Source organism: Bacillus sp. FSL R5-0439, from assembly GCF_038008805.1.
Lineage (GTDB): Bacteria > Bacillota > Bacilli > Bacillales > Bacillaceae > Bacillus > Bacillus safensis.
This window is the reverse complement of record NZ_JBBOZW010000001.1, coordinates 3,431,351-3,454,170: the sequence shown is the minus strand read 5'-3', so window position 1 is coordinate 3,454,170 and position 22,820 is coordinate 3,431,351. Positions and strand designations below refer to the sequence as shown.

Below are 22,820 nucleotides of genomic sequence, written 5' to 3'. Positions count from 1 at the left end.
GATGAAGCATGTGGACATTAGACATTTAACATATTTCTTAGAAGTGGCAAGGTTAAAGAGCTTCACGAAAGCATCGCAGTCCCTTTACGTATCACAGCCGACCATTTCCAAGATGGTCAAAAACCTGGAGGATGAGCTGGGGGTGCAGTTGTTTTACCGAAATGGACGGCAGGTTGAAATGACAGATGCCGGCCAAACCATGTATACACAGGCGAGTGAAATCACGCAGTCATTTCAGAATTTAACGAGCGAATTAAATGATTTAATGAATGTGAAAAAAGGTCATATCCGAATCGGATTGCCCCCGATGATTGGGTCAAGTTTCTTCCCGAATGTCATGGGAGAATTCCGCCAGCAATATCCAGATGTCACATTTCAATTGGTCGAGCACGGCTCCATTAAAGTAGAGGAAGGGGTCGAGGATGGGTCGTTAGATATTGGTGTCATTGTTCTGCCTGCAAATGATAAAATTTTTCATACGTACACCATTATTAAAGAGAACATGAAGCTCGTGACGCATCCATCTCATCCGATGGCCGGTCGTGAGGAGGTACATTTAGCTGATTTAAGGGAAGAGTCGTTTATTTTCTTTAGAGAAGATTTTGTTCTGCACAGCCGGATTTTAAATGAATGTATGAATGCGGGATTCCGGCCAAATGTCATTTATGAAACGTCTCAGTGGGATTTCATTAGTGAAATGGTAGCTGAAAACTTAGGGATTGGACTTCTGCCAGAACGAATCTGCCGTGATCTTGATCCTGAAAAGGTAAAGGTCATTTCCCTAAACCCATCAATCCCGTGGCATTTAGGTGTCATTTGGCGAAAAGACCGTTATTTGTCGTTTGCGGCAAGAGAATGGTTAAAGCATACGAAATCTTACGTGTGGGATGCAGAGTAAAAGGGAGGATGATACAGATGAAAACAAGCCGCGCGTCTCATTTATTGGAGAAGGTTCGAGAGGAAAATCCACTCGTTCATAATATCACGAATCAAGTCGTGACGAATTTCACAGCGAATGGACTGCTTGCTTTAGGTGCTTCGCCAGTCATGGCAAACGCCAAAGAAGAAGTGGCTGAAATGGCGCAATTAGCGGATGCACTTGTGCTTAATATTGGCACACTGACCAAGGAGACGGTGGAAGCCATGATTCTCGCTGGACAAGCCGCCAATGAAAAAGGTGTACCTGTTTTGTTAGATCCTGTCGGCGTCGGTGCGACAACGTTTCGAGCGAATGCAGCTAAACAGCTGTTAGAGAATGTGAAAATGACCGTGGTCAGAGGAAATGCTGCTGAGGTGGCTCATTTACTTGGAGTGGACGGCTGGGAGTCAAAAGGCGTTGATGCGAAAGCGGCGAATGGAGATGTATCGGCATTAGCCAAACAAGCGTCCATTGTACTTCAGACAATAGTGGTGATCACAGGAAAAGTCGATGTGGTGTCAGATGGAAATGAGGTGCTGTCCATTCATAATGGACATGAATGGCTCACCAAGGTGACAGGAACCGGCTGTTTGCTGACATCTATCATTGGAGCATTTTGTGCAGCAGGTGAAAGGCTGCTTCATGCGTCGGCCGCTGCATTGCTGTTTTATGGTGTGGCAGCTGAAAAGGCAGCTCTGCACACAAAGGATAAAGGACCGGGGACCTTTCAAATGGAATTGTTAAACGCACTAGAACACACAACCGGCGATGATGTTCTGACATTAGGGAAATTAGGGGGAATTTCACATGACAAAGGCTGACCAAGAGCAAATCAAACAGCAATTATCGGTTTATTTTATTATGGGAACAGCAAATTCAACGAGACAGCCGCTTGATGTTGTGAACGAGGCCATTCAAGGCGGAATCACCATGTTTCAATTTCGTGAAAAGGGTGAAAACGCCTTGCAGGCTGAAGAGAAGAAACAATTGGCTCGTCAAATTCAAGCGCTTTGCCAAGAAGCAAATGTTCTTTTTATTGTGAATGATGATGTACAGCTAGCGATTGATCTTGATGCAGATGGCGTGCATGTTGGACAGGAAGACGCAAACGCACAAGACGTCAGACAAAGGATCGGGAATAAAATATTAGGCGTGTCGACGCATAACCTAGATGAAGTGAAACAAGCCATGAAAGACGGAGCAGATTATGTCGGGATGGGCCCAGTCTATCCAACGGAAACGAAAAAGGATACACGCAGTGTCCAGGGGGTGTCTTTGATTACTGAAGTCCGCCGTCATGGCCTTCAAATTCCGATTGTGGGTATCGGAGGGATCACATACGACAACGCTGCACCAGTCATACAAGCTGGAGCAGATGGTGTAAGCATCATTAGTGCTATTAGCCAGAGCGCCGATCCAAAAAAAGCAGCAGAAAAGCTGAAATCACTTGTTGAAGCAGAAAAAGCATCTCTTTGATCTGAGGGAGACATGGATTGAATCAATTCATGTCTTTTCTTATGTAGGGGAAAATAGACAGGCGAGAAACAATTGTGTACAATTATATAGTTCGATTGTTTTCGAAATGACAGGTAAATAAAGGAGAATGAACATGGAAGTGCTCGATACGTATTTTCGCCGATACGATGAAGCAGGAAAAGGGCAGGAGCAACTGGATGAATTGCTGGCATTGTTTTCTGACGATGTCATGATTGTCTTAAATGGCGCCCGGAGGCCTGGAATCCAAGCATTCACACAATTTTTGAACACATTTTTCCACGTACATGATGACATTAAGCATATGTGGGATGGATGGATTAAAAGAGAAGATGGAAAGTATGAAACAAACTGGGCCGTGTGCGGAAAGCTTTCAGATGGCCGTGTCTATACAGCAGAAGGAATTGATATCGCAGAGCTGGACGACCAAGGGAAGATCGTTTATTTAGAAAACGTTCCGAAAAACCCAGAGTTATTCCAGCGCTATTAAAAAGCCGGCTGAGCAGCCGGCTTTTTTATTTGTCTAAAGAATAGGCCTCGATGGCTTCTTGAACAGAAGTTTCTTCATCAAAAATAAGGTGGCGGCTATACACTTCACTCAAGTGTAGTGATTTTTGCTCTAAGTGATCGACAAGCTCAAAAATATCTAGAATGGCTGCTAATTTTATGTTAGTTTGGCCACCTTCTGCATTATCATAGGTTTCCTCTGGGAAGCCTTGTTTGACTATTTCCTTCACTTGCAGTTGGTTCTTAGCTTTTACCAAGACGATTCGTTCTTCAAAGATTTTATCGGGTATATTGCTTGGTGATGAGATGGATTCGAATAATAATTTTGCGGAATAAATCCTTTGCATACGTCATCCCACTTCTTTCGTGTCGATTTAAATAATTTCCAGTATGTGTATAACATGATAACATAGGAATGACATCTTGCAGGGAATTCATAACGATAAATAGATTCATTACGGAGAGGGATAGGAATGAAGAGTGTGGTTGATAACAGAGGGGAAGTTCATGAAATTCTGTTAATCCTCATTACATGCTGCTCTCTCATCACGTTTAGAAGGGTTGCCAGATTAGAGAAGTATAAAAATAAGTTGAAAAGCCAATTTATACCTTACTGAGATTTGAACAGAAGAACACAAAAAAAGCCGGCTGAGCAGCCGGCTTTTCCTTATGAATCAGTATCCATATGCATGCCTGTATGTGCCTTTACTTGAATTTCCGTAAAGGTGTCTTCATCTGCTTTTTCAGACGAGAATATCGTGCCTAAGTATGCGGCAAGGAATCCGAGTGGAATCGAGATAATCCCAGGGTTCGACAGCGGGATGAGCGGCTCTCCTGTGAAGATGGCTGCTCCTGATGGGTCCCAGACGCTTGGGCTGAGCGAGACGATAATCAGTGCGCTCAGAAGGCCTGTTAAGCTTCCGGCGATGGCACCTGTAGAGTTAAATCGTTTCCAAAAAACAGTGAAGATAATCAAAGGTAAATTCGCACTCGCTGCGACTGCGAAGGCAAGAGACACAAGAAAAGCGACGTTTAAGGACTGGGCAAATAATGCAAGAATGATGGAGAGGATCGCCACGCCGATTGAAGCAAAGCGTGCCGCCTTCACCTGCTCCCGCTCACTCGCTTTTCCTTTGCGGATAATCTGACTATAAAAGTCATGGGCAAAAGCTGACGCGGCGGATAAAACAAGACCAGTCACCACTGCTAATATGGTCGCAAAGGCGATAGCGGAAACAAAGGCAAATAATAAATCTCCTCCAAGGGCTTGTGCCAGAAGAGGTGCGGCCATATTTCCTGCTGCATCTGCTGCTGTGATCGCTTCTGTTCCAACAAAGGCAGCAGCACCAAAGCCAAGGAAAACCGTCATTAAATAAAAAATCCCGATGATCCAAGTAGCAGAAAGAACCGATTTTCGCGCAGAAATCGCATCCTTTACTGTATAAAAACGAATCAAAATGTGCGGCAGACCTGCTGTCCCAAGCACTAAGGCGAGGTTAAGAGACAAGGTTTCTAAAGGCACATCATATTTATTTCCCGGGTGAAGAAACGATTCACCAAGCGGGGTTGCAGTTTTCATCTGTTCAAACATCTTTAGCAGACTAAAATCAAACTTTGCAAACACAAGCAGAGAAATAATGAGCGTCCCAAGCATGAGAAGCACAGCCTTTGTGATCTGTACCCAGCTGGTCGCAATCATGCCGCCAAACACGACATAAATGGTCATCAGAACACCCACGATCAGCACTGCGATCCAGTAATCAATGCCAAGAAGCAACTTGATTAACGCACCTGCTCCAACAAGCTGTGCAATCATATAAAAAGTGGAGACTGTAATGGTATTAAAGGCGGCAACCCCTCGAATGGCAGGGCGCTTAAATCGTGCAGCGATCATGTCTGCCATCGTATATTTCCCTAGATTTCGTAGCGGTTCAGCCACAACGTAAAGAACGACAAGATACGCTACTAGAAAACCAATGCTATAGAAAAAGCCGTCAAATCCGTTTAACGCGATCATTCCAGCAATCCCTAAAAAGGATGCAGCAGACATATAGTCGCCAGCAATGGCAAGACCGTTTTGAAACCCGGTCAAACCTCCGCCTGCTGTGTAAAAATCACTCGCATTGCTTGTTTTTTTCGCAGCAAAATATGTGATGACCAATGTGAGACCTACGATCGCTACGAACAAAATAAACGCGGTCATGCTCATTCGTCATCACCTCTTGATTCAGTTTTTAAAGCGCTTACATAATTGTCGAACTTAGCTGCTTTTTTTGCGTAAAGTCCACATAAAACCCAGGTCATGACAAATTGTGTGAGGGCGAATAACCAAGCCCATGAGATCGCGCCAATTGCCGGCGTGTTCAAAAAGGTGAAGTAGGATGTAGCGACCGGAAGTGAAAAGTAAAAGAGAAAAAAGAAAATCGTCATCGGTACGATAAATCTGCGTTTTTCCTCAAGAAGTTTTCGAAAATCCTCTGAAGCGGCAACCTTCTTATAATGAACTTTTTTGTCTGCCATTGTTTCCTCCTTTGTACGAATTAGGGACAAGGTACTCCAATGCATATGAGACGATCTGGCTGTTTATGACAGTATATCATAAAAAAGGCACCCGAAAAGGGTGCTTTCTATCGATAATTTGCAAGAAATTGTTCTCTCGCTTTTTCATATGCTTCTGCGTCAAAATGATCTCCGCATTTATGAATACACCAAGGCTCTTCTTGTTTTGCAATTCCAACTTCATAGCCCTGCTGAGTGAATTCGAAGGACTGCGAGACATCATAAAAATGAAAGCCGTCAAAGAGGTCCTCACGCCATCTTACATCGTATTGTGTTGCCATGAATAGACCATCAATAGCCGAAGCTTTAATATAATCTTGTACTTCGGGCTGCTGACGGCCTCTTTCAAAGGAAAGCAGCTGATAGGTGTCGTGGCGATATTCAATGACTTTTCCCCTACAATCAGCACTCTCCCACCAAATTCCATTGTCAGGCACGTTTTCTGCTCCAATCACGCCAATCATGCCAAGTGATGGATTTTGTAAAAAAAGGGGGATGAGCTCAAGCAGCATATGCTGTTTGACAATCAAGGTATCCTGATGAAGATAAATTTTAAACTGAGCTGGATGAGTGATGGCTTCATTGTAGGCAGAGGTCATACTTGATGCCTGTCTGATTGGTAAGACCTCCACATGGTATCCATGAGGAGCCGGAAGCGAAGCGAGCTGCCGGAAACAAGCCTGAAACATCGATTCATCATTTACACATAAAACAAACAGGATGGTCGGATTACTCATGAAATGGAACCGCCTCGACTACATATTGATAGGCTGTAGCAGCCTCGTGAAAATCAGAACGAATGCCGTGTTTCATGAGTAATTCATGTAGGTCATTCAACACGCCTGCATAGGAAGGATGCTGTACGCGAATAGCCTCGAATTCGCGAATGCGAAAACCCGCTGAATGAAAGAGTGCATGTATTTCGTGAAGCGTGAAGAAGCGTAAATGGGTTTGATCCATTAACCCTGCATCTGTATAAGTAAATCTGCCGGCTAGTAATTCTAAAACCGTTGAAATGTGGCCGATATTTGGAATAGATGACAAGATGGCACCCTCTTTTTTAAGGAAGGGTTTCACCTTTTTTAAAACGGCCCAAGGGTCCAATAAGTGCTCGAGGACATCTCCGAAAATAATGCAGTCAAATTGTTCATGGTCATAAGGGAGAGCCATCTGTTCAATATTTCCGCAGAGAACATGATTTAGCTCTTGCTCAGCCTCTTTTGCTGCGTCCTCAAATGACTCAATGCCATAGATGGTTCGGCCCTTTTGTTTCAGGACTTTTCCAAGCTTGCCTGTGCCGCATCCGATATCCAATAAAGACGTCCATTCCGCGCGAATACGACTGACGATGACCGGGTTTACCCCATGATAATACTGATCCTTTTTTTGGTGATAATACGAAAGGGAATCTGAACTCACGCTCTACCCACCTTTCTGCTTTCTCGTTGTTTTCATGGTTAATATATGGGTGGGCAGCTTGGTTTTATAACGAGAGAAGGACAATTTTCATGAATGCAACTAAAAAGGGATCATATAGAGAACGGGAAGTGGACTGTCCTCCTAATATAGAAAGACAGAACCCCATTGAGTGAAGGGATTGGTATGGAGAGGTGTTCAATTATTGTAGCGTATCGTCATGAAAGGATTTTCAAAAGGTCAATTGACAGGTCAGAACTTTTAGCCAAAGCAGTCTGAAAGACAAAGGATAACGGCGTTGATTTACGGTTTGTTTATCATCTTCTGATCACCGTTGGATGTTAAAAAGGCTTGTATTTCTTCGATGCCTAGTCCAATTTTTTTCGCTTCCTGAATCAAATAAACCCACTCTTCGTCAACTCTTCTTTTCACTTGCGTATCCATAATATCCTCCAGTTCAATAAGACATATTCACTGCAACCAATGACTTGAACAAACCGTCTAGTAACTGTACGTGTGGTTGAAAACAGCACAAAATAAATTTTGTCGAAAAATGATGACATTTAACCTATTTTGTAAAATCTATCACCTACCACGTCCCTAAAAAAATGACTAAAAAACCCATAAATATTGAAATCTTACTTCTAATAATAAACAATTGTTATGTCAGTTGAAAGATTATAAATTAAAATAATGAAAAAGACCTAAAACATTTGACTCATATAAACCAATTGTATTGACATTTGCCATCGAGTAGAACAAATTTCATCTTTGCAGGACGTACATATTGTTCGTTTGGGAAGTTCTTCTTAAGATGGTATTCTAAAAGAAACAGAAACCACCAAGAAGGAATGAAGAAAGACATGTATAGCCTTTTTCAAAAGTATCGAGAAGTTGTCATGTATCTTGTGATGGGTGTGTGTACAACCATTGTCAATATCGTCAGCTTCTATTTATTCGTTGAGATGTTTTCCATGGATTACAAAACAGCTACGGTTGTTTCATGGGTATTTGCTGTTCTCTTTGCTTATATCACCAATAAGAAGTATGTCTTCAAGCAAAAGGCTCGTGACACAAAAAGCCTCATGCGTGAGCTTTCTTCATTTTTTAGTGTTCGTCTCATGTCTCTAGGTGTAGATCTGGGGCTGATGATTTTATTTGTGAGCCAAATGGCGCTCAATGAAACCGTCGCAAAAATTCTCGTCAACTTTGTGATTGTGGTGGTCAATTATGTCGCCAGTAAATGGTTCGTCTTCAAGAAAACAAAAGAAGATGCGATTTAACACATAAAAAAAGATAGGTGATGTGAAATGAGCAGCAGGTCAGACGACTTATATGATGCCATATATCAACAAACAGAAAAGCAGCATGAACAAGTGCTGAGGCTAGTCAAAGAAATGACCGCACATCCTGAAGCGTTTTCGGAACAAGAAAAGGAAAAGATCAACCGAATGGACATTGCGCTTCAAACGGCAACGGACATTTTAGAAAACTTAATGACCCCTGATACGCAAATGACCATTGTTTTAAGACAAGGGAGAATTCATGTTGACCTGTCAAAAGCGTAAAAGAAGCAGCCAATGATAAAGCGGCTGCTTTTTATTATGCATCGCTTGTTTCCCGCATTTGCTTTGGAGACATGCCAATTTTCTTTCGAAAGACTTTATTCAAGTAATTCGCATTTCGGTAGCCGCACTGTATGGCAATTTCTTCAATCGAGTATTTCGTTGTTTTTAGTAATGTTTCCGCCTTCTCTAACCGGATATTGGTTAAGTAGTGAATAGGTGTGAAGCCAGTGGCCTTTTTGAATTCCCTCGTAAAATGACTTTTGGATAAACGTGCCGCAGCTGCCATATCGTCTGGGCCAATTTCCTCGTGAAAATGATGGCTGGCAAACAAGGCCGCTTGAACGATGGGCTCAGGCCATTTCTCCATTTGTCCCTCAAGCTTTGGCAAATATGAATACAGTTCCATGACAAATTGATAAGCAAGGCTAGACCCCTCAAATGGATTGGTAATCCGTCTTTCACTGGCTTCATCATAAATTTTCTTCAGCAGGCGGATCGGTTTGGAATTAGGATGAAAACGCATGACCTGCTTTCCTTGATCTATAAATTGGTCAAAGCAAAGATCGCAGGCGTCCCCATAAAGCGTCAAATAGAGAAATTCCCAATGCTCACTGTCTTCTGGAAAATAATATTGATAGGCACTTGGGCTTTTCACAAGAAAGGCCTGCCCTGGCAAGACTTTGAACCGCTTCTGTCCGATTTCAATCATGCCGTGTCCAGACAGTGTGAGCTGAAAGATGCACTTGCCCTGATCCTTCCGCTCCACGCCATTCCAGCTGTATAACGAAGATGATTGAACCTCCCAGCCAACAGACCATATTTGTGCCGGCAATGTAACATCAGAATGGTGAAAACGAAATGCAAATGCTTCCTTCTTCAAATTGGAAAACCTCCTTCACAGCAAAAAACAACCTTTTTCTATTTTGAATCATAGTACACCTCATATCACATCGTACCATTCACAGCAAAAAAAGGGTATTTTTTAACGATTTTTTTACCATTGAACTTACGCAGTTCAGGCAACTAAAATAAGAGTATCAGAAGAGAAAAGGGGAATGGATATGATCGATATGTTACGCACGGCATTTCACCAGCAATTTGGGGATAGAGAAGAAGAACTTCGCTATTTTTTTGCCCCGGGAAGAGTGAACCTGATTGGTGAACATACAGATTACAATGGAGGTCATGTATTCCCTTGTGCGCTCACTCTCGGTACATATGCAGCATGTGCAAAGCGGTCAGATGGCCGCGTGAGAATGTATTCCTTGAACTTTGATGGCGATGGTGTGAAAGAATTCGACCTTTTTGAAATCGCTTACTTGGAGTCAGACGGCTGGGCGAATTATCCGAAGGGCGTGTTCCATCAGTTTATCGAAGCAGGGATGAAGATAGAAGAAGGCTTTGACATTGTATACGGCGGCAATATTCCCAATGGCGCAGGGCTGTCTTCCTCTGCCTCCATCGAGCTTGTCACCGCTGTCTTTATCAATGAATGGCATTCATTCGGCGTTTCAAGTGCCCGTCTTGCCCTCCTTTCGCAGCGTGCAGAAAATGAATTTATTGGCGTCAATTGCGGCATTATGGATCAGTTTTCAATCGCTCTTGGAAAAGAAGATCACGCCATCTTGCTTAATTGCGATACCCTTGATTTTGAATACAGTCCGTTTCGGCAAGAGGGGCTGGCGCTTGTCATTGCCAATACAAACAAAAAGCGGACACTGGCAGACTCCAAATACAATGAACGCCGGTCAGAGTGTCAATCAGCCTTAAACGATTTGCGAAAAGAAATCGATCTAGTCCACTTATGTGAGCTCACGGCTGATGAATTTGCCGAGCATGCCCACTTGATTCAGGATGAAACATGCCGCAAACGTGCAAGGCACGTGGTGACAGAAAACGACCGAACCATAAAAGCAGTCAAATTTCTGAAAGATGATAAAATGGAAGAAATAGGTGCGCTTATGAAGGCATCTCATCTCTCTTTAAAGAATGATTATGAAGTGACTGGATTTGAACTGGATACTCTGGCAGAAGCCGCTTGGCTCCATCCTGGAACGATTGGCTCCCGTATGACGGGCGCGGGTTTTGGCGGCTGCACGATCAGTATTGTGAAAGAAAAGCAGCTGGCATCATTTATAGAAGAAACGGGTGCGATTTATCAAGAGAAGACAGGTATTGAAGCCTCTTTTTACACAGCTGGAATTGGAGGCGGCGCAAGAGAACTCACGAAGGAGGAAGTGTAATGACGATTTTAGTGTGCGGGGGAGCAGGGTACATTGGCAGTCATGCTGTAGCGGCTCTATTAGCGAAAGGTGAACAAGTAGTAGTAGTGGATAATTTGCAGACAGGCCACAAAGAAGCTGTTTTGGAGGGAGCTGTTTTAGAAGAGGGAGATTTACGAGATCAAGATTTTTTAAGACAGGTTTTCAAAACGCATCAAATAGAAGCGGTTATGCACTTTGCCGCAGATTCACTTGTAGGTGAGAGTGTAACAAACCCGCTAAAGTACTATGACAACAACGTTGGGGGAGCAACAGCTTTACTTCAGGTGATGAATGAATTTGATGTGAAACACATCGTTTTCTCTTCAACCGCAGCTGCGTATGGTGAACCAAAGCGTGTGCCGATCGTTGAAACGGATGAGACGAACCCAACTAATCCTTATGGAGAAACAAAACTTGCGATTGAAAAAATGCTGAAGTGGTCTGAGCAGGCATATGGAATGAAATACGTCGTGCTTCGCTACTTTAATGTAGCTGGCGCTCATACAGATGGACTTGTCGGAGAGGATCATCAGCCTGAGACACACCTCATTCCGATCATTCTGCAAGTGGCTTTAGGAAAACGAGATCAGATCATGATTTACGGTGATGATTATGAGACAGAGGACGGCACGTGTATTAGAGATTACATTCATGTCATGGATTTAGTAGAGGCGCACATCTTAGCAGTTGATCGTCTGCGTGCTGGAAAAGGAAGTGCAACATATAACTTAGGGAATGGCACAGGTTTCTCCGTGAAGCAGGTAGTAGATGCTGTAAGAAACGTCACGGGGCATGCGATTCCAGCACAGGTGGCTGACAGACGCGCGGGAGATCCAGCAAAGCTGATTGCTTCTTCTGAAAAAGCGCTGCAGGAATTAGGATGGACACCTCAATATGCTGACCTTCACACCATTATTCAAAGTGCGTGGGATTGGTTTCAGAAGCATCCAGACGGTTACCAGAGTAAATAACGCGTAACAGGCAGGCAAGAGAGGGGACAGAGAGAATGGCGGTAGATATTTTTGAAAAACTGGAACAGCTGATTCAATACGGAGTTAATCAAGAGCTGATTACACCACTAGATATCGATTATACGAGAAATCGGCTGCTTGAGGTGCTTGGGCTGGATGAAGCTGAGGCAAGAACAGTCTCAGGGGATGCGGAACTTGAAGACATCTTAATGCCAATGCTGGATTGGGCAGTAGAGACTGGCCTTATCCCTGAGGGGACGGATACGTATCGCGATTTACTAGATGCGAAAATCATGGGATGCTTGGTGGCGCCTCCAAGTGTCATCTACGCGAAGTTTGAAGAGAAACGCCAGCATGAAGGACCAGAGGCGGCTACAAGCTGGTTCTATGAAATGCAGCAGCACGCACACTATATTCATACTGGCAGAATCGCCAAAAATGTGCAGTGGTTTACACCAACAGATGATGGCGAGTTGGAGATCACAATTAATCTATCGAAGCCGGAAAAGGACCCAAAAGCAATCGCTGAAGCCAAAAAACTTAGTCAAAAGCAATATCCTCTTTGTCTGCTTTGTAAAGAAAACGTTGGGTTTGGGGGACGGATCAACCATCCAGCGAGACAGAATCACCGGATTATTCCTGTGACACTCACAGATGAATCTTGGTTTCTACAATTTTCACCTTATGTGTACTACAACGAGCACTGCATTGTGTTCAAAGGCGAACATGAGCCGATGAATATCACCAAAAAGACCTTTGAACGATTGCTTTCTTTCATATATATATACCCGCATTATTTCATCGGATCGAACGCTGACCTTCCGATTGTCGGGGGCAGTATATTAAGCCATGACCATTTTCAGGGCGGTGCGCATGAATTTCCGATGGCGAAAGCGAAGCTTGAAGATGTTTTTACTCTGAGTGCCTTTCCGAATGTGAGGGCCGGGATTGTGAAATGGCCGATGTCTGTGATCCGCCTTCGAAGCAGCGATAGGCAGACGCTTGCAGACGCCGCTGACTTTATCTTAAACGAGTGGAAAATGTATTCAGATGAAGAAGTGGAGCTGCTAGCTCATACAGGAGAGACGCCGCATAATACCATTACACCAATTGCACGCCGACATGGAGATGACTATGAATTAGATCTAGTGCTGCGTAATAATCGTACAAACAAGCAGCACCCGGACGGAATTTTCCATCCGCACGAAGAAGTCCATCATATTAAAAAAGAGAATATCGGATTAATTGAAGTGATGGGTCTTGCAGTTCTTCCTGGTAGATTAGCAGAGGAATTAAGCCAATTAAAAGAAGCGCTGTTATCCCCAAACCCCCTTGAAGAAATCAAAGCCCGTCCTACTATCACGAAACACGAAGCATGGGCAAAGCGTCTGCTTGAAGAGAACACCTTTACAGAGGAGAATACAGAAGCCATTTTACAAAAAGAAGTCGGCATCATTTTTTCTCGAATTCTCTCACAGGCGGGTGTGTTTAAAAGAACCAAGCAAGGGAAAACAGCTTTTAAACGTTTCATTCATACACTCATATAGGCAGGTGATTAGATGATTGAACAAGTAAGAACAATAATGGAAGAAAAACAGCTCGACGGTGTCTTAATTCAAAAGCGAAATAACTTCTCCTGGCTGACAGGAGGAAGAAGAAATCATATCGTGTTAAATACACCAGAGGGCGTGTGCAAGCTGCTTGTGTTAAAAGACGACATCGTCCTCATTGTGAATCAAATGGAAGAAAAGCGGATCATTGAAGAAGAGATGGCGTATATCGATCACCCATTTCAAGTGGTGACGATGGATTGGTTTGAGGATGATACGGCACACATTCAAACACTCACAAAAGACAAACGAATCGGATCAGACATTCAAATGGATGGATTCGAATCGGTTGAGCCGGATTTGTCGCAAGTTCGATCCATTCTTTCTGCATCACAGCTCCGCCAGTATGAAACGCTTTGTCATGAAACAGCGGTCATTGTAGAGAGTGTCTGTAAAGAAATCGTTCCAGGACAGACGGAGTACGAAATCGCTTCGCTTGCGGCTCAAAAAGCGATCGCGCAGGGAATGACGATTGAAGTGCTGCTTGTAGCAACAGATGACCGGATTCATCAATACCGTCATCCAATTCCAACAGACAAAAAACTTCAAAAGCATGCGCTTGTTGTCCTTTGCGCTGAACGGCATGGACTCGTGGCCAATGTCACAAGGTCTGTTTACTTCGGTCAGCTTCCACAGGAGCTTGAAGAGAACAAAGAGCGGCTGGCACGAATTGACACGGTCATGAATGCCGCTACGCGCCCCGGTAAGACTTTGGGAGACGTGATGAAAGCAGGTATCGCTCAGTATGAAAAAGAAGGCTTCCCTGATAGCTGGAAAAAGCTTCATCAAGGAGGAAAAACGGGCTTTGTATCTAGAGAAATGATTGCAGTTCCTTCATCTAAGGAAGAAATTCAGCTGCAGCAAGTGTTTACATGGAACCCTTCATTGCCTGGATTGAAATCAGAGGATACGATGGTCGTAGAGAAAGAGGGGAACCGCTTTTTAACCTATACAGGCAAGTGGACATACATTGACGTTGAACATGAAGGGGACATCTATAGACGCCCTGATATTTTAGTAAGAGATGAATAATTGCAGAATGCCGGCGCTGAGCCGGTTTTTTGCTGGAAGTCATTAAGTGGGATTCCACATATTCAACATGATTACCAATTCTTACAGCGTATAGTCAGAGGATCGATACTTTCTTTTCTTATCAACTTGCGTTAAAATAAGTAAGGTTTTTGTTAAATGTGGGGATACCTATTTTGAAATTGTTTACCTAGATAAAATTTCATTAAGTTAAATTGAAATTTGACCAAACTTTTTTATTGTGGTAAACCTAAATTTGACAAAGTTCTTGATTGTTTGTCCTTTGCCTTCAACTCTCAACTTTTCAAAATCCTAGAAATTTATTGTGTGTGCAATAATATAAATTTATGTCGAATTTATGACATTTTAAAAGAAATCTGTTGAAAAATAAATGAACTTTTGAAAAAAGGGAAGCTAACTCTAACAGATTTTGATAGCATTACAAAGGGAAGAAAAGTTTTCGAAGGCAGATGGCTTTTCACAATTATTCAGCAATTTATACATTATCTAAGGAAGGATGGTGATCTTCTTGTTCAGAGCCATTAAACCTATGCTTTTATTAGCGATGCTCGTGAGTGTTTTTGTATTAGGAGGTTGCAGCAATATCGCTGTTTTAGATCCTAAAGGACCAGTCGCAGCACAACAAAAAGACTTAATCCTTTTATCGATCGGATTTATGCTCTTTATCGTTGGTGCGGTATTTGTAATGTTTACCATCATTTTGGTTAAATACCGTGAGCGTAAGGACGTTGGAAACGCCTCTTATAACCCAGAACTACACGGGAACACGCTTCTAGAAGTTGTCTGGACAGTGATCCCAATATTAATCGTTGCTGCCCTTTCAGTTCCAACTGTAAAAACAATTTACTCTTTGGAAGAGGCACCTCAAGCAACAAGCCATAAAGATCCTCTTGTCGTTTATGCGACAGCTGTTGATTGGAAATGGATCTTTAGCTATCCAGAGGAAAATATTGAGACAGTGAACTACTTAAACATTCCAAAAGATCAGCCGGTTTTATTCAAAATCACTTCCGCTGATACAATGGCATCACTATGGATTCCTCAGCTAGGCGGGGAGAAGTATGCGATGGCTGGAATGGAGATGGAACAATACCTTCAAGCTGATCAAGTTGGCACATATCAAGGAAGAAACGCCAACTTCACAGGCGAGGGCTTTGCTCAGCAAAAATTCAAAGTCAATGCGATGACGCAGTCTGACTATGATAAATGGGTAAATAAAACAAAGAAAGAAGCACCGAAGTTAACGAAGAAAACGTATGACTACTTGATGCTTCCTGATGCTGCAGATGTGCAGACATTCTCATCAACACATTTATCCTTTGCGAAGCACGGAGAGGATTCTGAATATGCACTCCAAGCACGCAAACGTTTAGGTTACCAAGCAGTTTCTCCGCATTCCAAGACAGATCCTTTCGAGAATGTGAAGAACTATAAAAGAAAATTAGAAACAGAATAAACTGACTAAGGAAAGGAGGAGGCCGTTATGCATTTAAAATGGGATGAGTTTTTTGTAACTGGAGACCCATTAATTCTTGGTGCGCAAATTTCTATCGCTCTTACCTCCATTGCCATCGTGTTTGTTTTAACCTACTTTAAAAAGTGGAAATGGCTCTGGAAAGAATGGCTGACATCAGTTGATCATAAAAAGCTTGGAATCATGTATATCCTTGCTGCTGTGATTATGTTCTTCCGCGGTGGGGTAGACGGACTGATGATGCGCGCGCAGCTGGCGCTTCCTAATAATACGTTTTTAGATTCAAACCACTATAATGAAATCTTTACAACGCATGGTACGATCATGATTTTGTTCATGGCGATGCCATTTTTAATTGGTTTAATCAACGTCGTTGTTCCTCTTCAAATTGGTGCACGTGACGTTGCATTCCCTTATTTGAACAACCTTAGCTTCTGGACATTCATGGTCGGAGCAATGCTGTTCAACATTTCCTTCGTTATTGGAGGATCACCAAGTGCAGGCTGGACGAGTTACATGCCGCTCGCCGGAAATGATTTCTCACCAGGACCTGGACAGAACTACTACTTGCTCGGGCTCCAAATTGCAGGTATTGGTACACTTATGACAGGTATTAACTTCATGGTGACCATCTTAAAAATGCGTACAAAAGGTATGACACTTATGCGTATGCCAATGTTTACATGGACAACATTGATTACGTCTGTCATCATCGTTTTTGCATTCCCTGTACTAACAGTTGCTTTAGCACTTATGACATTTGATCGTTTATTCGGTTCTGCATTCTTTACACTCGAAGCAGGCGGTATGCCGATGCTTTGGGCGAACCTATTCTGGATTTGGGGACATCCTGAGGTATATATTGTTATCCTGCCGGCTTTCGGTATTTTCTCAGAAATTTTTGCGACGTTCTCAAGAAAGCAGTTGTTTGGTTACAAAGCGATGGTTGTCTCGATTGTGGCAATCTCTGTTCTTAGTTTCCTTGTGTGGGTTCACCACTTCTTTACAATGGGGAACAGTGCAGCGGTTAACTCATTCTTCTCGATTACAACAATGGCGATTTCTGTACCAACAGGTGTGAAAATCTTTAACTGGCTCTTTACGATGTATCGAGGCCGTATCAGCTTTACATCACCAATGCTTTGGGCACTTGGTTTCATCCCGAACTTCGTAATCGGTGGTGTAACTGGGGTTATGCTTGCGATGGCAGCTGCGGATTACCAGTACCATAACACGTACTTCCTTGTATCCCACTTCCACTATGTATTAATCGCAGGTACTGTATTTGCTTGTTTTGCTGGTCTTGTTTTCTGGTATCCAAAAATGTTTGGTTACAAGTTAAACGAAAGAATCGGCAAATGGTTCTTCTGGGTATTCATGATCGGATTTAACATCTGTTTCTTCCCGCAGTACTTCTTAGGACTGCAAGGAATGCCAAGACGTATTTATACGTATGGACCAGAAGATGGCTGGACTGCACTAAACTTTATTTCAACAATTGGTGCATTTATGATGGGTATCGGATTCATCATCCTTTGCTACAACATTTACTACAGCTGGAGACACGCAAAACGTGAAGTGTCTGGAGACAGCTGGGGAGAAGGACGTACACTTGACTGGGCGACATCTTCTGCAATTCCGCCGCATTATAACTTTGCAGCACTTCCAGAAGTGACAACACCAGATGCATTCCATCATTGGAAGCAAAACAATGTAGACGTTCATCCTGAAAAAGAATTCAAGAAAATTCACATGCCGCACAATTCAGGCAGACCGTTGATCATGTCTGCATTCTTTGGACTTGGTGCATTCGGTCTTGTATTTGAATGGTACTGGATTGGCGTTATTGGCTTAATCGGTGTATTCGCAACGATGATTTTACGTTCATTCGAATATGACGATGGCTACTATATTCCTGTTGAAGAAGTAATCGAAACAGAGAAAAAGAATAAGGAGGCGCAGAAGTAATGGGACATAATGATAGCAGCTATGCAAATGCACCGCTTGAATATCGCTCTGAAACCGGACGTTTAAACATTCTTGGTTTCTGGATATTCCTTGGCGCGGAAATCGTGTTATTCTCAACACTTTTTGCGACCTACTTTGTTCTACATGGCAGAACAGCTGGTGGCGTTTTACCAGCTGAGCTGTTTGATATGAAACTTGTATTGATCATGACATTCCTGCTATTGGTTAGTTCATTTACATGCGGGATTGCCGTTCATGAAATGCGCCGTGGAAGTACAAAAGGGGTTGTCATCTGGACGATTCTCACACTGCTTCTAGGTGCAGGCTTCGTTGGATTTGAGATTTTTGAGTTCTTCCATTATGTACATGAGGGTGCGAGCATCCATACAAGTGCGTACTGGTCTGCATTCTTTGTACTCTTAGGAACTCACGGACTACACGTATCGATCGGTATCTTCTGGATTACCGGAATCTTGTTCCAAATTAAAAAACGTGGATTAACTCCACAAACAGCAGCGAAGATTTTCATCTCAAGTCTATACTGGCATTTCCTTGATGTTGTATGGATTTTCATCTTCACAGCTGTTTACTTGATCGGATTAGGGGGGCTTTTGTGATATGGCTGGAAAAACACATTCCTCAGCAGAGCACGAACACTTCCCTTGGAAACACGTAGTTGGCTTCATTCTATCCATTGTGCTGACAATTTTAGCATTCTGGATTGCCATTGGAGCTGAAATTGGCAGTTCCGCAAAACTATGGATTATCTTTGGTTTTGCGTTCATTCAAGCATTCTTGCAGCTGTTCATGTTTATGCACATGACAGAGAGCGAGAACGGAACTGTTCAAGTCGGAAATACTTTGTTTGGTCTGTTCTGTGCGATTATCTTCGTCATCGGATCTGTTTGGATCTTTGCGGCTCACTACAGCCACGGAGAGAACAGTAAAGACGGTTATTCACCGTCTGCACCAAAGCAGTCTGAGCATTCAGAGAAATAATAAAAAAACCACTCATCTCTTAAAGGTGAGTGGTTTTTATCATAATGGTGATAACGCTTCCAATAGTTGGGCGATATCTATCTGCTGCTGAATCTTTTGCGAATGAATGGAAGTCCATAGATGAGGAACGCTGCAATGTGAGCCAAAATCACGTTAATGGCAAAGAATGCGATCATGAAGGTATGTCCTGCTGGAGATAAACTGCTTGTCATGTAAAGACCGAAGAAAATCCACATAATCATAATGGGTGGAATAGATGCTAATGCAATCTTTCTGTTTTCCAGCCATAAAAACAGGGGTGTAGCCGTTGCAATACATAGGTACGCAAAGAACATATCCATCGTATCCAACTCCTTTGTAAGTTGATGTTCAAATCAAATGAGAGGTCAGGATGCAATTGTGTCTGTTTTTAGGAGATATTGTGAACATTTTGTTACAGGTATTATACCACAATTGACTTTGAAGTAAACGTAATAATTGGAAAATGGGCCTTATTCCATACAAAATGGTTTTATTCCTCATTCCTCAGTGCAGCTATCTCATCTGATGTTTACTTGTCATATCGCCACATAGGTCATTGAATTTTCCCCTTAAAATCTGTAAAATAAACTTTTTAAAGGACTTGAGATCGGTTGAATGAAAAGTGTATAGAGGAATTTTTTCCTATTGTTAGGATGAAAAGTATTTCATTTTTTGAAAATTGAATGGAACCTTTCGGATGTATCTTCCGTCATATTTAAGGTGAGTTGATTTTGTGAAAATTTCAATCTAATATAAACAAGGGCTTTTATGTTTTGTAATAAGGGTGGTTAGTTCATGAACAAGCAGAATACATCTCCTTACTATCAAGGAGATTTGATTTTTATATTTTTAGCCTTCTTTGCCATCAGTGTCATTGCGATTTATGCTGCGGGTCAATTTGGGCAGTATGGATCTAATGCATGGACGAGGCAGATCATATACTATATGGTCGGAGTTATATGTATTGTTGCTATTAATTATTTTGACTTAGAGCAATTAGAGAAACTGAGCTTATATATATTTATAGGCGGCATTATGCTGTTAATTCTTCTTAAAGTCGCTCCTGCACAAATCGGGGGTCATGATTTTGCTCCAATCAAAAATGGTGCAAAAAGCTGGTTTGTGTTGCCAGGAATAGGGACATTTCAGCCTTCAGAGTTCATGAAAATTGGTTTGATTATGATGCTCGCATCTGTCATTGGAAAGTCTACACCTAGAGGAAAGCGGACATTAGAGGATGATATTTTCCTTCTATTAAAAATTGCCGGAGTGGCGGCTGTACCAGTTGGACTAATCTTCTTGCAGGATGCAGGGACTGCGGCTGTTTGTATGTTTATTGTTGTGGTGATGGTATTTTTATCAGGGGTCAATTGGAAACTGATCTCACTCATCGGCTCAGTGGTTGTGCTTTTAGTTGCCTCTATTTTAGCCGTAATCATCTTATTCCCTGATTTTGCGAAAACAATAGGCATTCAGCAGTACCAGATCAACCGTATTACCGCTTGGCTGCCTGATAGTTCTTCGGCAGCCAACCAAGCACAGACGCAGGATGCATCTGGATCTGATAAATATCAAGTAGAGCAGGCGATTATGGCCATTGGGGCAGGGCAGATTTTTGGGAACGGCATTAAAAACTTAAAGGTCTATGTTCCTGAAGCACAAACGGATATGATTTTCTCCATTATAGGTGAAGCCTTTGGCTTTATCGGCTGTGCGTTTGTTGTGATCATGTTCTTCTTCTTGATTTACCGGCTGGTCGTACTGATTGACCGAATACATCCTTATAGCCGATTTGCGTCATTCTTCTGCGTCGGATATACAGCCTTGATTGTGATCCATACGTTCCAGAACATTGGAATGAACATAGGCGTGATGCCTGTAACAGGGATTCCGCTCTTATTTATCAGCTTTGGAGGAAGCTCTGTCTTGTCCGTTCTGATTGGATTCGGGATCGCCTATAACGCAAGCGTTCAATTAACTAAATATCAAAGTTATTTATTTAAATAAAACGGGTAAGGGCAGTCTAATTATAGGCTGTCTTTTTTTATTGCGAGTTTTAATTTTTGAAAAGCCCTATGTCTTTGTTTTATGATAGAAGAAGTCAAGGAGGTCTTCGAGTTGAACAAAACGATAGAAACCATATTAAATCATCGATCCATTCGTTCGTTTACAGACGAGCGTTTGACAGAAGAAGAGGTGCTGACACTGATCAAAAGTGCACAGGCTGCTTCAACATCAAGCTACGTACAGGCGTATAGTATTATTGGTGTAACAGATCAGGAGAAGAAGGCCAAGCTTGCTGAACTGGCTGGGAATCAGCCTTACGTTGAGAAGAATGGGCATTTCTTTGTCTTCTGTGCAGACTTGAAACGCCATGATCATATTGCAAAAAAAGCAGGGAAGAATCATCAGGAGGCGCTTGAGAATACAGAAGCCTTTCTCATTAGCGTCATTGATGCGGCATTGGCTGCACAAAATGTCAGTGTTGCCGCAGAATCAATGGGACTTGGAATCTGCTATATTGGCGGACTGCGTAATCAGCTGAGAGAAGTCTCTGAAGTGCTTGAAACGCCATCTTATGTGCTGCCGTTATTCGGTCTAGCTGTTGGGCATCCAGCTAATCAGTCGTCTCAAAAGGAACGACTGCCAGTTGAACTCATATATCATGAAAATTCATATCAGCAAGATGAAGCGCATGTGGATCGTTATTTAAAAGAATACGACGATCGTATTTCCGCATATTATGAAACACGAACAAACGGTGAGAGAAAAGATACTTGGTCTGAGCAGATGCTGCGAGGCTTTAGCCAGCCAAAGCGTGCCTTCCTTGGAGAATTTGTGAAAGAGAAGGGCTTTAATCGAAAATAAATAAGACAACCCCCTTTCGCTTGAGAGAGGGGGATTTCTGTAAGAGGTGCAGCATGATGAAATTAAGTATACTGGATCAATCTCCTTTGATAGGAGGTGCTACGCCTGCTGAGGCTTTGAAGCAGACGGTTGAACTAGCGAAGCAGGCGGAAAAGTGGGGTTATCACCGTTTTTGGGTATCAGAGCATCATTTTTCAAATCGGCTTGCAGGATCAAGTCCAGAGGTGCTTCTCGGCCATTTATCAGCCGTTACGTCGCATATACGCATTGGCTCGGGCGGCGTCATGCTTCCCCACTATAGCGCCTATAAAGTAGCAGAGAACTTCAGGGTTCTCGAAGCGCTGGCTCCTGGCAGAATTGATCTTGGGATTGGACGTGCCCCTGGTGGTATGCCCATTTCATCTATTGCCCTTCATCATGGGGAGCGAAAGCGTTTAGGTGATCAATATCCTGAGCAAGTAGAAGAATTGAAGGTGTATTTACACGATTTAGCGGATGAATTTTACCCGCTGCCTCATTTGACTGCTTCTCCGAAGGTAGAGACCGCGCCAGAAGTTTGGATGCTCGGTTCCTCTGGAGGGAGTGCAAGGCTTGCGGCGAAAGCAGGTGCAGGCTACACGTTTGCTCTTTTTATTAATGGTGAAGGCGGAGAAGATTCTGTAGAGCAATATATCAATCGGTTTGAACCTTCAGTATTCGGTGATAAGCCACGTGTCAGTCTGGCAGTCTTTGTTTTATGTGCTGAAACAGAGGAGCAGGCAGAAAAACTAGCTGTCAGCTTAGATTTATCTTTACTTGCCAATGAACAGGGGCTGAAGCTTGAAGGCTTTCCTTCATATGAAGAGGCACAGGCGTATTCTTACAGTCCATATGAACAAAAACGAGTGGCTGCCAATCGTCAAAGGATGGTCGTTGGAACACCAGCATCTGTGAAAAAGCAGCTGACCACACTCGCCAAGGCTTATCGGACAGATGAATTGATCGCTGTGACCATCACACATCACATGCAAGACCGGCTCACATCGTATCGTTTATTAAAAGAAGCCTTTGATGCATAACGTATGTATATTTATCGTCCACGCAGCCAGTAAAAGGGGAAAAGCAGCATCATAGTGAGGAAGAAGGCGGCTGA

Annotated in this window: 25 protein-coding genes; 17 read left to right on the top strand and 8 right to left on the bottom strand. The window is 42.8% G+C overall.

The features are described 5' to 3' along the window. The first annotated feature begins 10 nt into the window (after window positions 1-10). From cidR to NST59_RS17810, 4 genes are all read left to right on the top strand, one after another. Window positions 11-898, top strand: coding sequence for a cidABC operon transcriptional activator CidR (gene cidR, locus NST59_RS17825; protein ID WP_039182411.1), 888 nt, complete (start codon window positions 11-13; stop codon window positions 896-898). Between the two features lie 17 nt (window positions 899-915). Beyond that, the gene (thiM, locus tag NST59_RS17820) at window positions 916-1,740 is read left to right on the top strand and encodes a hydroxyethylthiazole kinase (protein WP_341040877.1); all 825 of its coding nucleotides are present in this window, start codon (window positions 916-918) and stop codon (window positions 1,738-1,740) included. After that, entirely contained in the window at window positions 1,727-2,395 is a 669-nt protein-coding gene (thiE, locus tag NST59_RS17815) for a thiamine phosphate synthase (RefSeq protein ID WP_064498818.1), read from the top strand. The genes thiM and thiE overlap by 14 nt, the downstream gene beginning before the upstream one ends. A 133-nt stretch (window positions 2,396-2,528) precedes the next feature. After that, a complete protein-coding gene (locus NST59_RS17810) occupies window positions 2,529-2,903 on the top strand; it encodes a nuclear transport factor 2 family protein (RefSeq protein ID WP_047203665.1) in 375 nt (124 codons plus the stop codon). 25 nt (window positions 2,904-2,928) lie between these two features. Here the strand turns inward: NST59_RS17810 and NST59_RS17805 are convergent, their stop codons facing one another. The 6 genes from NST59_RS17805 to NST59_RS17780 form a co-directional block, all read right to left on the bottom strand. Beyond that, on the bottom strand, window positions 2,929-3,267 hold the full coding sequence (locus NST59_RS17805) for a DUF4288 domain-containing protein (RefSeq protein ID WP_129193191.1): 339 nt from the start codon (window positions 3,265-3,267) through the stop codon (window positions 2,929-2,931). A gap of 320 nt (window positions 3,268-3,587) precedes the next feature. After that, complete coding sequence (locus NST59_RS17800) at window positions 3,588-5,129, bottom strand: solute symporter family protein (protein ID WP_024423846.1); 1,542 nt, start codon at window positions 5,127-5,129, stop codon at window positions 3,588-3,590. Then, a complete protein-coding gene (locus tag NST59_RS17795; protein ID WP_024423845.1) occupies window positions 5,126-5,440 on the bottom strand; it encodes a DUF485 domain-containing protein in 315 nt (104 codons plus the stop codon). The genes NST59_RS17800 and NST59_RS17795 overlap by 4 nt, the downstream gene beginning before the upstream one ends. A gap of 107 nt (window positions 5,441-5,547) precedes the next feature. After that, the gene (locus NST59_RS17790; protein WP_059377220.1) at window positions 5,548-6,216 is read right to left on the bottom strand and encodes a glycosyltransferase family protein; all 669 of its coding nucleotides are present in this window, start codon (window positions 6,214-6,216) and stop codon (window positions 5,548-5,550) included. Further along, entirely contained in the window at window positions 6,209-6,898 is a 690-nt protein-coding gene (locus tag NST59_RS17785; RefSeq protein ID WP_144489854.1) for a class I SAM-dependent methyltransferase, read from the bottom strand. Before NST59_RS17785 ends, NST59_RS17790 begins: the two co-directional genes overlap by 8 nt. Window positions 6,899-7,198: 300 nt before the next feature. After that, a complete protein-coding gene (locus tag NST59_RS17780; protein ID WP_008345506.1) occupies window positions 7,199-7,339 on the bottom strand; it encodes an anti-repressor SinI family protein in 141 nt (46 codons plus the stop codon). A 407-nt stretch (window positions 7,340-7,746) separates the two neighbouring features. Between NST59_RS17780 and NST59_RS17775 the strand changes: the two genes are divergently transcribed. Next, window positions 7,747-8,178 (top strand): GtrA family protein, encoded by a 432-nt coding sequence (locus NST59_RS17775; RefSeq protein ID WP_039182392.1) that lies wholly within the window; start codon window positions 7,747-7,749, stop codon window positions 8,176-8,178. Window positions 8,179-8,205: 27 nt separating this feature from the next. Continuing rightward, window positions 8,206-8,463 carry a hypothetical protein gene (locus tag NST59_RS17770; RefSeq protein ID WP_039182389.1) on the top strand — a complete coding sequence of 86 codons (258 nt, stop codon included), beginning with the start codon at window positions 8,206-8,208 and terminating at the stop codon, window positions 8,461-8,463. A gap of 34 nt (window positions 8,464-8,497) precedes the next feature. Here NST59_RS17770 and NST59_RS17765 read toward each other — a convergent pair whose 3' ends face one another. After that, on the bottom strand, window positions 8,498-9,343 hold the full coding sequence (locus tag NST59_RS17765; RefSeq protein ID WP_039182386.1) for an AraC family transcriptional regulator: 846 nt from the start codon (window positions 9,341-9,343) through the stop codon (window positions 8,498-8,500). Window positions 9,344-9,524: 181 nt separating this feature from the next. Between NST59_RS17765 and NST59_RS17760 the strand changes: the two genes are divergently transcribed. The 8 genes from NST59_RS17760 (at window position 9,525) to qoxD (ending at window position 18,799) form a co-directional block, all read left to right on the top strand. Beyond that, on the top strand, window positions 9,525-10,706 hold the full coding sequence (locus tag NST59_RS17760; RefSeq protein WP_059377294.1) for a galactokinase: 1,182 nt from the start codon (window positions 9,525-9,527) through the stop codon (window positions 10,704-10,706). Continuing rightward, the gene (galE, locus tag NST59_RS17755; RefSeq protein WP_039182383.1) at window positions 10,706-11,698 is read left to right on the top strand and encodes a UDP-glucose 4-epimerase GalE; all 993 of its coding nucleotides are present in this window, start codon (window positions 10,706-10,708) and stop codon (window positions 11,696-11,698) included. The genes NST59_RS17760 and galE overlap by 1 nt, the downstream gene beginning before the upstream one ends. A gap of 35 nt (window positions 11,699-11,733) precedes the next feature. Continuing rightward, the gene (galT, locus tag NST59_RS17750; protein ID WP_144489856.1) at window positions 11,734-13,245 is read left to right on the top strand and encodes a UDP-glucose--hexose-1-phosphate uridylyltransferase; all 1,512 of its coding nucleotides are present in this window, start codon (window positions 11,734-11,736) and stop codon (window positions 13,243-13,245) included. A 12-nt stretch (window positions 13,246-13,257) separates the two neighbouring features. Further along, entirely contained in the window at window positions 13,258-14,340 is a 1,083-nt protein-coding gene (locus NST59_RS17745; protein WP_144489858.1) for a M24 family metallopeptidase, read from the top strand. A gap of 517 nt (window positions 14,341-14,857) precedes the next feature. Further along, window positions 14,858-15,814: a cytochrome aa3 quinol oxidase subunit II gene (gene qoxA, locus NST59_RS17740; RefSeq protein ID WP_099663814.1), complete on the top strand. Its 957-nt coding sequence runs from the start codon at window positions 14,858-14,860 to the stop codon at window positions 15,812-15,814. A 27-nt stretch (window positions 15,815-15,841) separates the two neighbouring features. Beyond that, complete coding sequence (qoxB, locus tag NST59_RS17735; protein ID WP_007497822.1) at window positions 15,842-17,800, top strand: cytochrome aa3 quinol oxidase subunit I; 1,959 nt, start codon at window positions 15,842-15,844, stop codon at window positions 17,798-17,800. Beyond that, on the top strand, window positions 17,800-18,417 hold the full coding sequence (gene qoxC, locus NST59_RS17730) for a cytochrome aa3 quinol oxidase subunit III (RefSeq protein WP_039182371.1): 618 nt from the start codon (window positions 17,800-17,802) through the stop codon (window positions 18,415-18,417). The genes qoxB and qoxC overlap by 1 nt, the downstream gene beginning before the upstream one ends. A gap of 1 nt (window position 18,418) precedes the next feature. Continuing rightward, window positions 18,419-18,799, top strand: a complete 381-nt coding sequence (gene qoxD / locus NST59_RS17725; protein ID WP_007497818.1) for a cytochrome aa3 quinol oxidase subunit IV — start codon at window positions 18,419-18,421, stop codon at window positions 18,797-18,799. A 77-nt stretch (window positions 18,800-18,876) separates the two neighbouring features. Here qoxD and NST59_RS17720 read toward each other — a convergent pair whose 3' ends face one another. Then, on the bottom strand, window positions 18,877-19,140 hold the full coding sequence (locus NST59_RS17720; RefSeq protein ID WP_008345491.1) for a spore morphogenesis/germination protein YwcE: 264 nt from the start codon (window positions 19,138-19,140) through the stop codon (window positions 18,877-18,879). A 475-nt stretch (window positions 19,141-19,615) separates the two neighbouring features. Between NST59_RS17720 and NST59_RS17715 the strand changes: the two genes are divergently transcribed. The 3 genes from NST59_RS17715 (at window position 19,616) to NST59_RS17705 (ending at window position 22,746) form a co-directional block, all read left to right on the top strand. Beyond that, window positions 19,616-20,827: an FtsW/RodA/SpoVE family cell cycle protein gene (locus NST59_RS17715; RefSeq protein ID WP_144516247.1), complete on the top strand. Its 1,212-nt coding sequence runs from the start codon at window positions 19,616-19,618 to the stop codon at window positions 20,825-20,827. A gap of 111 nt (window positions 20,828-20,938) precedes the next feature. Then, entirely contained in the window at window positions 20,939-21,688 is a 750-nt protein-coding gene (nfsA, locus tag NST59_RS17710) for an oxygen-insensitive NADPH nitroreductase (protein ID WP_126682470.1), read from the top strand. 53 nt (window positions 21,689-21,741) lie between these two features. After that, window positions 21,742-22,746 carry an LLM class flavin-dependent oxidoreductase gene (locus NST59_RS17705; protein WP_253293394.1) on the top strand — a complete coding sequence of 335 codons (1,005 nt, stop codon included), beginning with the start codon at window positions 21,742-21,744 and terminating at the stop codon, window positions 22,744-22,746. Window positions 22,747-22,820: the final 74 nt, after the last annotated feature.

Bases quoted from the DNA above. Each gene is read 5' to 3' on its own strand.
- NST59_RS17810 (WP_047203665.1), top strand. From the start codon at position 2,529: ATGGAAGTGCTCGATACGTATTTTCGCCGATACGATGAAGCAGGAAAA.
- NST59_RS17745 (WP_144489858.1), top strand. From the start codon at position 13,258: ATGATTGAACAAGTAAGAACAATAATGGAAGAAAAACAGCTCGACGGT.
- NST59_RS17720 (WP_008345491.1), bottom strand. From the start codon at position 19,140: ATGGATATGTTCTTTGCGTACCTATGTATTGCAACGGCTACACCCCTG.
- NST59_RS17805 (WP_129193191.1), bottom strand. From the start codon at position 3,267: ATGCAAAGGATTTATTCCGCAAAATTATTATTCGAATCCATCTCATCA.
- NST59_RS17800 (WP_024423846.1), bottom strand. From the start codon at position 5,129: ATGAGCATGACCGCGTTTATTTTGTTCGTAGCGATCGTAGGTCTCACA.
- NST59_RS17775 (WP_039182392.1), top strand. From the start codon at position 7,747: ATGAAGAAAGACATGTATAGCCTTTTTCAAAAGTATCGAGAAGTTGTC.
- qoxB (WP_007497822.1), top strand. From the start codon at position 15,842: ATGCATTTAAAATGGGATGAGTTTTTTGTAACTGGAGACCCATTAATT.
- NST59_RS17780 (WP_008345506.1), bottom strand. From the start codon at position 7,339: ATGGATACGCAAGTGAAAAGAAGAGTTGACGAAGAGTGGGTTTATTTG.
- NST59_RS17760 (WP_059377294.1), top strand. From the start codon at position 9,525: ATGATCGATATGTTACGCACGGCATTTCACCAGCAATTTGGGGATAGA.
- NST59_RS17790 (WP_059377220.1), bottom strand. From the start codon at position 6,216: ATGAGTAATCCGACCATCCTGTTTGTTTTATGTGTAAATGATGAATCG.
- galE (WP_039182383.1), top strand. From the start codon at position 10,706: ATGACGATTTTAGTGTGCGGGGGAGCAGGGTACATTGGCAGTCATGCT.
- qoxD (WP_007497818.1), top strand. From the start codon at position 18,419: ATGGCTGGAAAAACACATTCCTCAGCAGAGCACGAACACTTCCCTTGG.
- NST59_RS17705 (WP_253293394.1), top strand. From the start codon at position 21,742: ATGATGAAATTAAGTATACTGGATCAATCTCCTTTGATAGGAGGTGCT.
- NST59_RS17770 (WP_039182389.1), top strand. From the start codon at position 8,206: ATGAGCAGCAGGTCAGACGACTTATATGATGCCATATATCAACAAACA.
- thiE (WP_064498818.1), top strand. From the start codon at position 1,727: ATGACAAAGGCTGACCAAGAGCAAATCAAACAGCAATTATCGGTTTAT.
- qoxC (WP_039182371.1), top strand. From the start codon at position 17,800: ATGGGACATAATGATAGCAGCTATGCAAATGCACCGCTTGAATATCGC.
- galT (WP_144489856.1), top strand. From the start codon at position 11,734: ATGGCGGTAGATATTTTTGAAAAACTGGAACAGCTGATTCAATACGGA.
- NST59_RS17795 (WP_024423845.1), bottom strand. From the start codon at position 5,440: ATGGCAGACAAAAAAGTTCATTATAAGAAGGTTGCCGCTTCAGAGGAT.
- thiM (WP_341040877.1), top strand. From the start codon at position 916: ATGAAAACAAGCCGCGCGTCTCATTTATTGGAGAAGGTTCGAGAGGAA.
- NST59_RS17715 (WP_144516247.1), top strand. From the start codon at position 19,616: ATGAACAAGCAGAATACATCTCCTTACTATCAAGGAGATTTGATTTTT.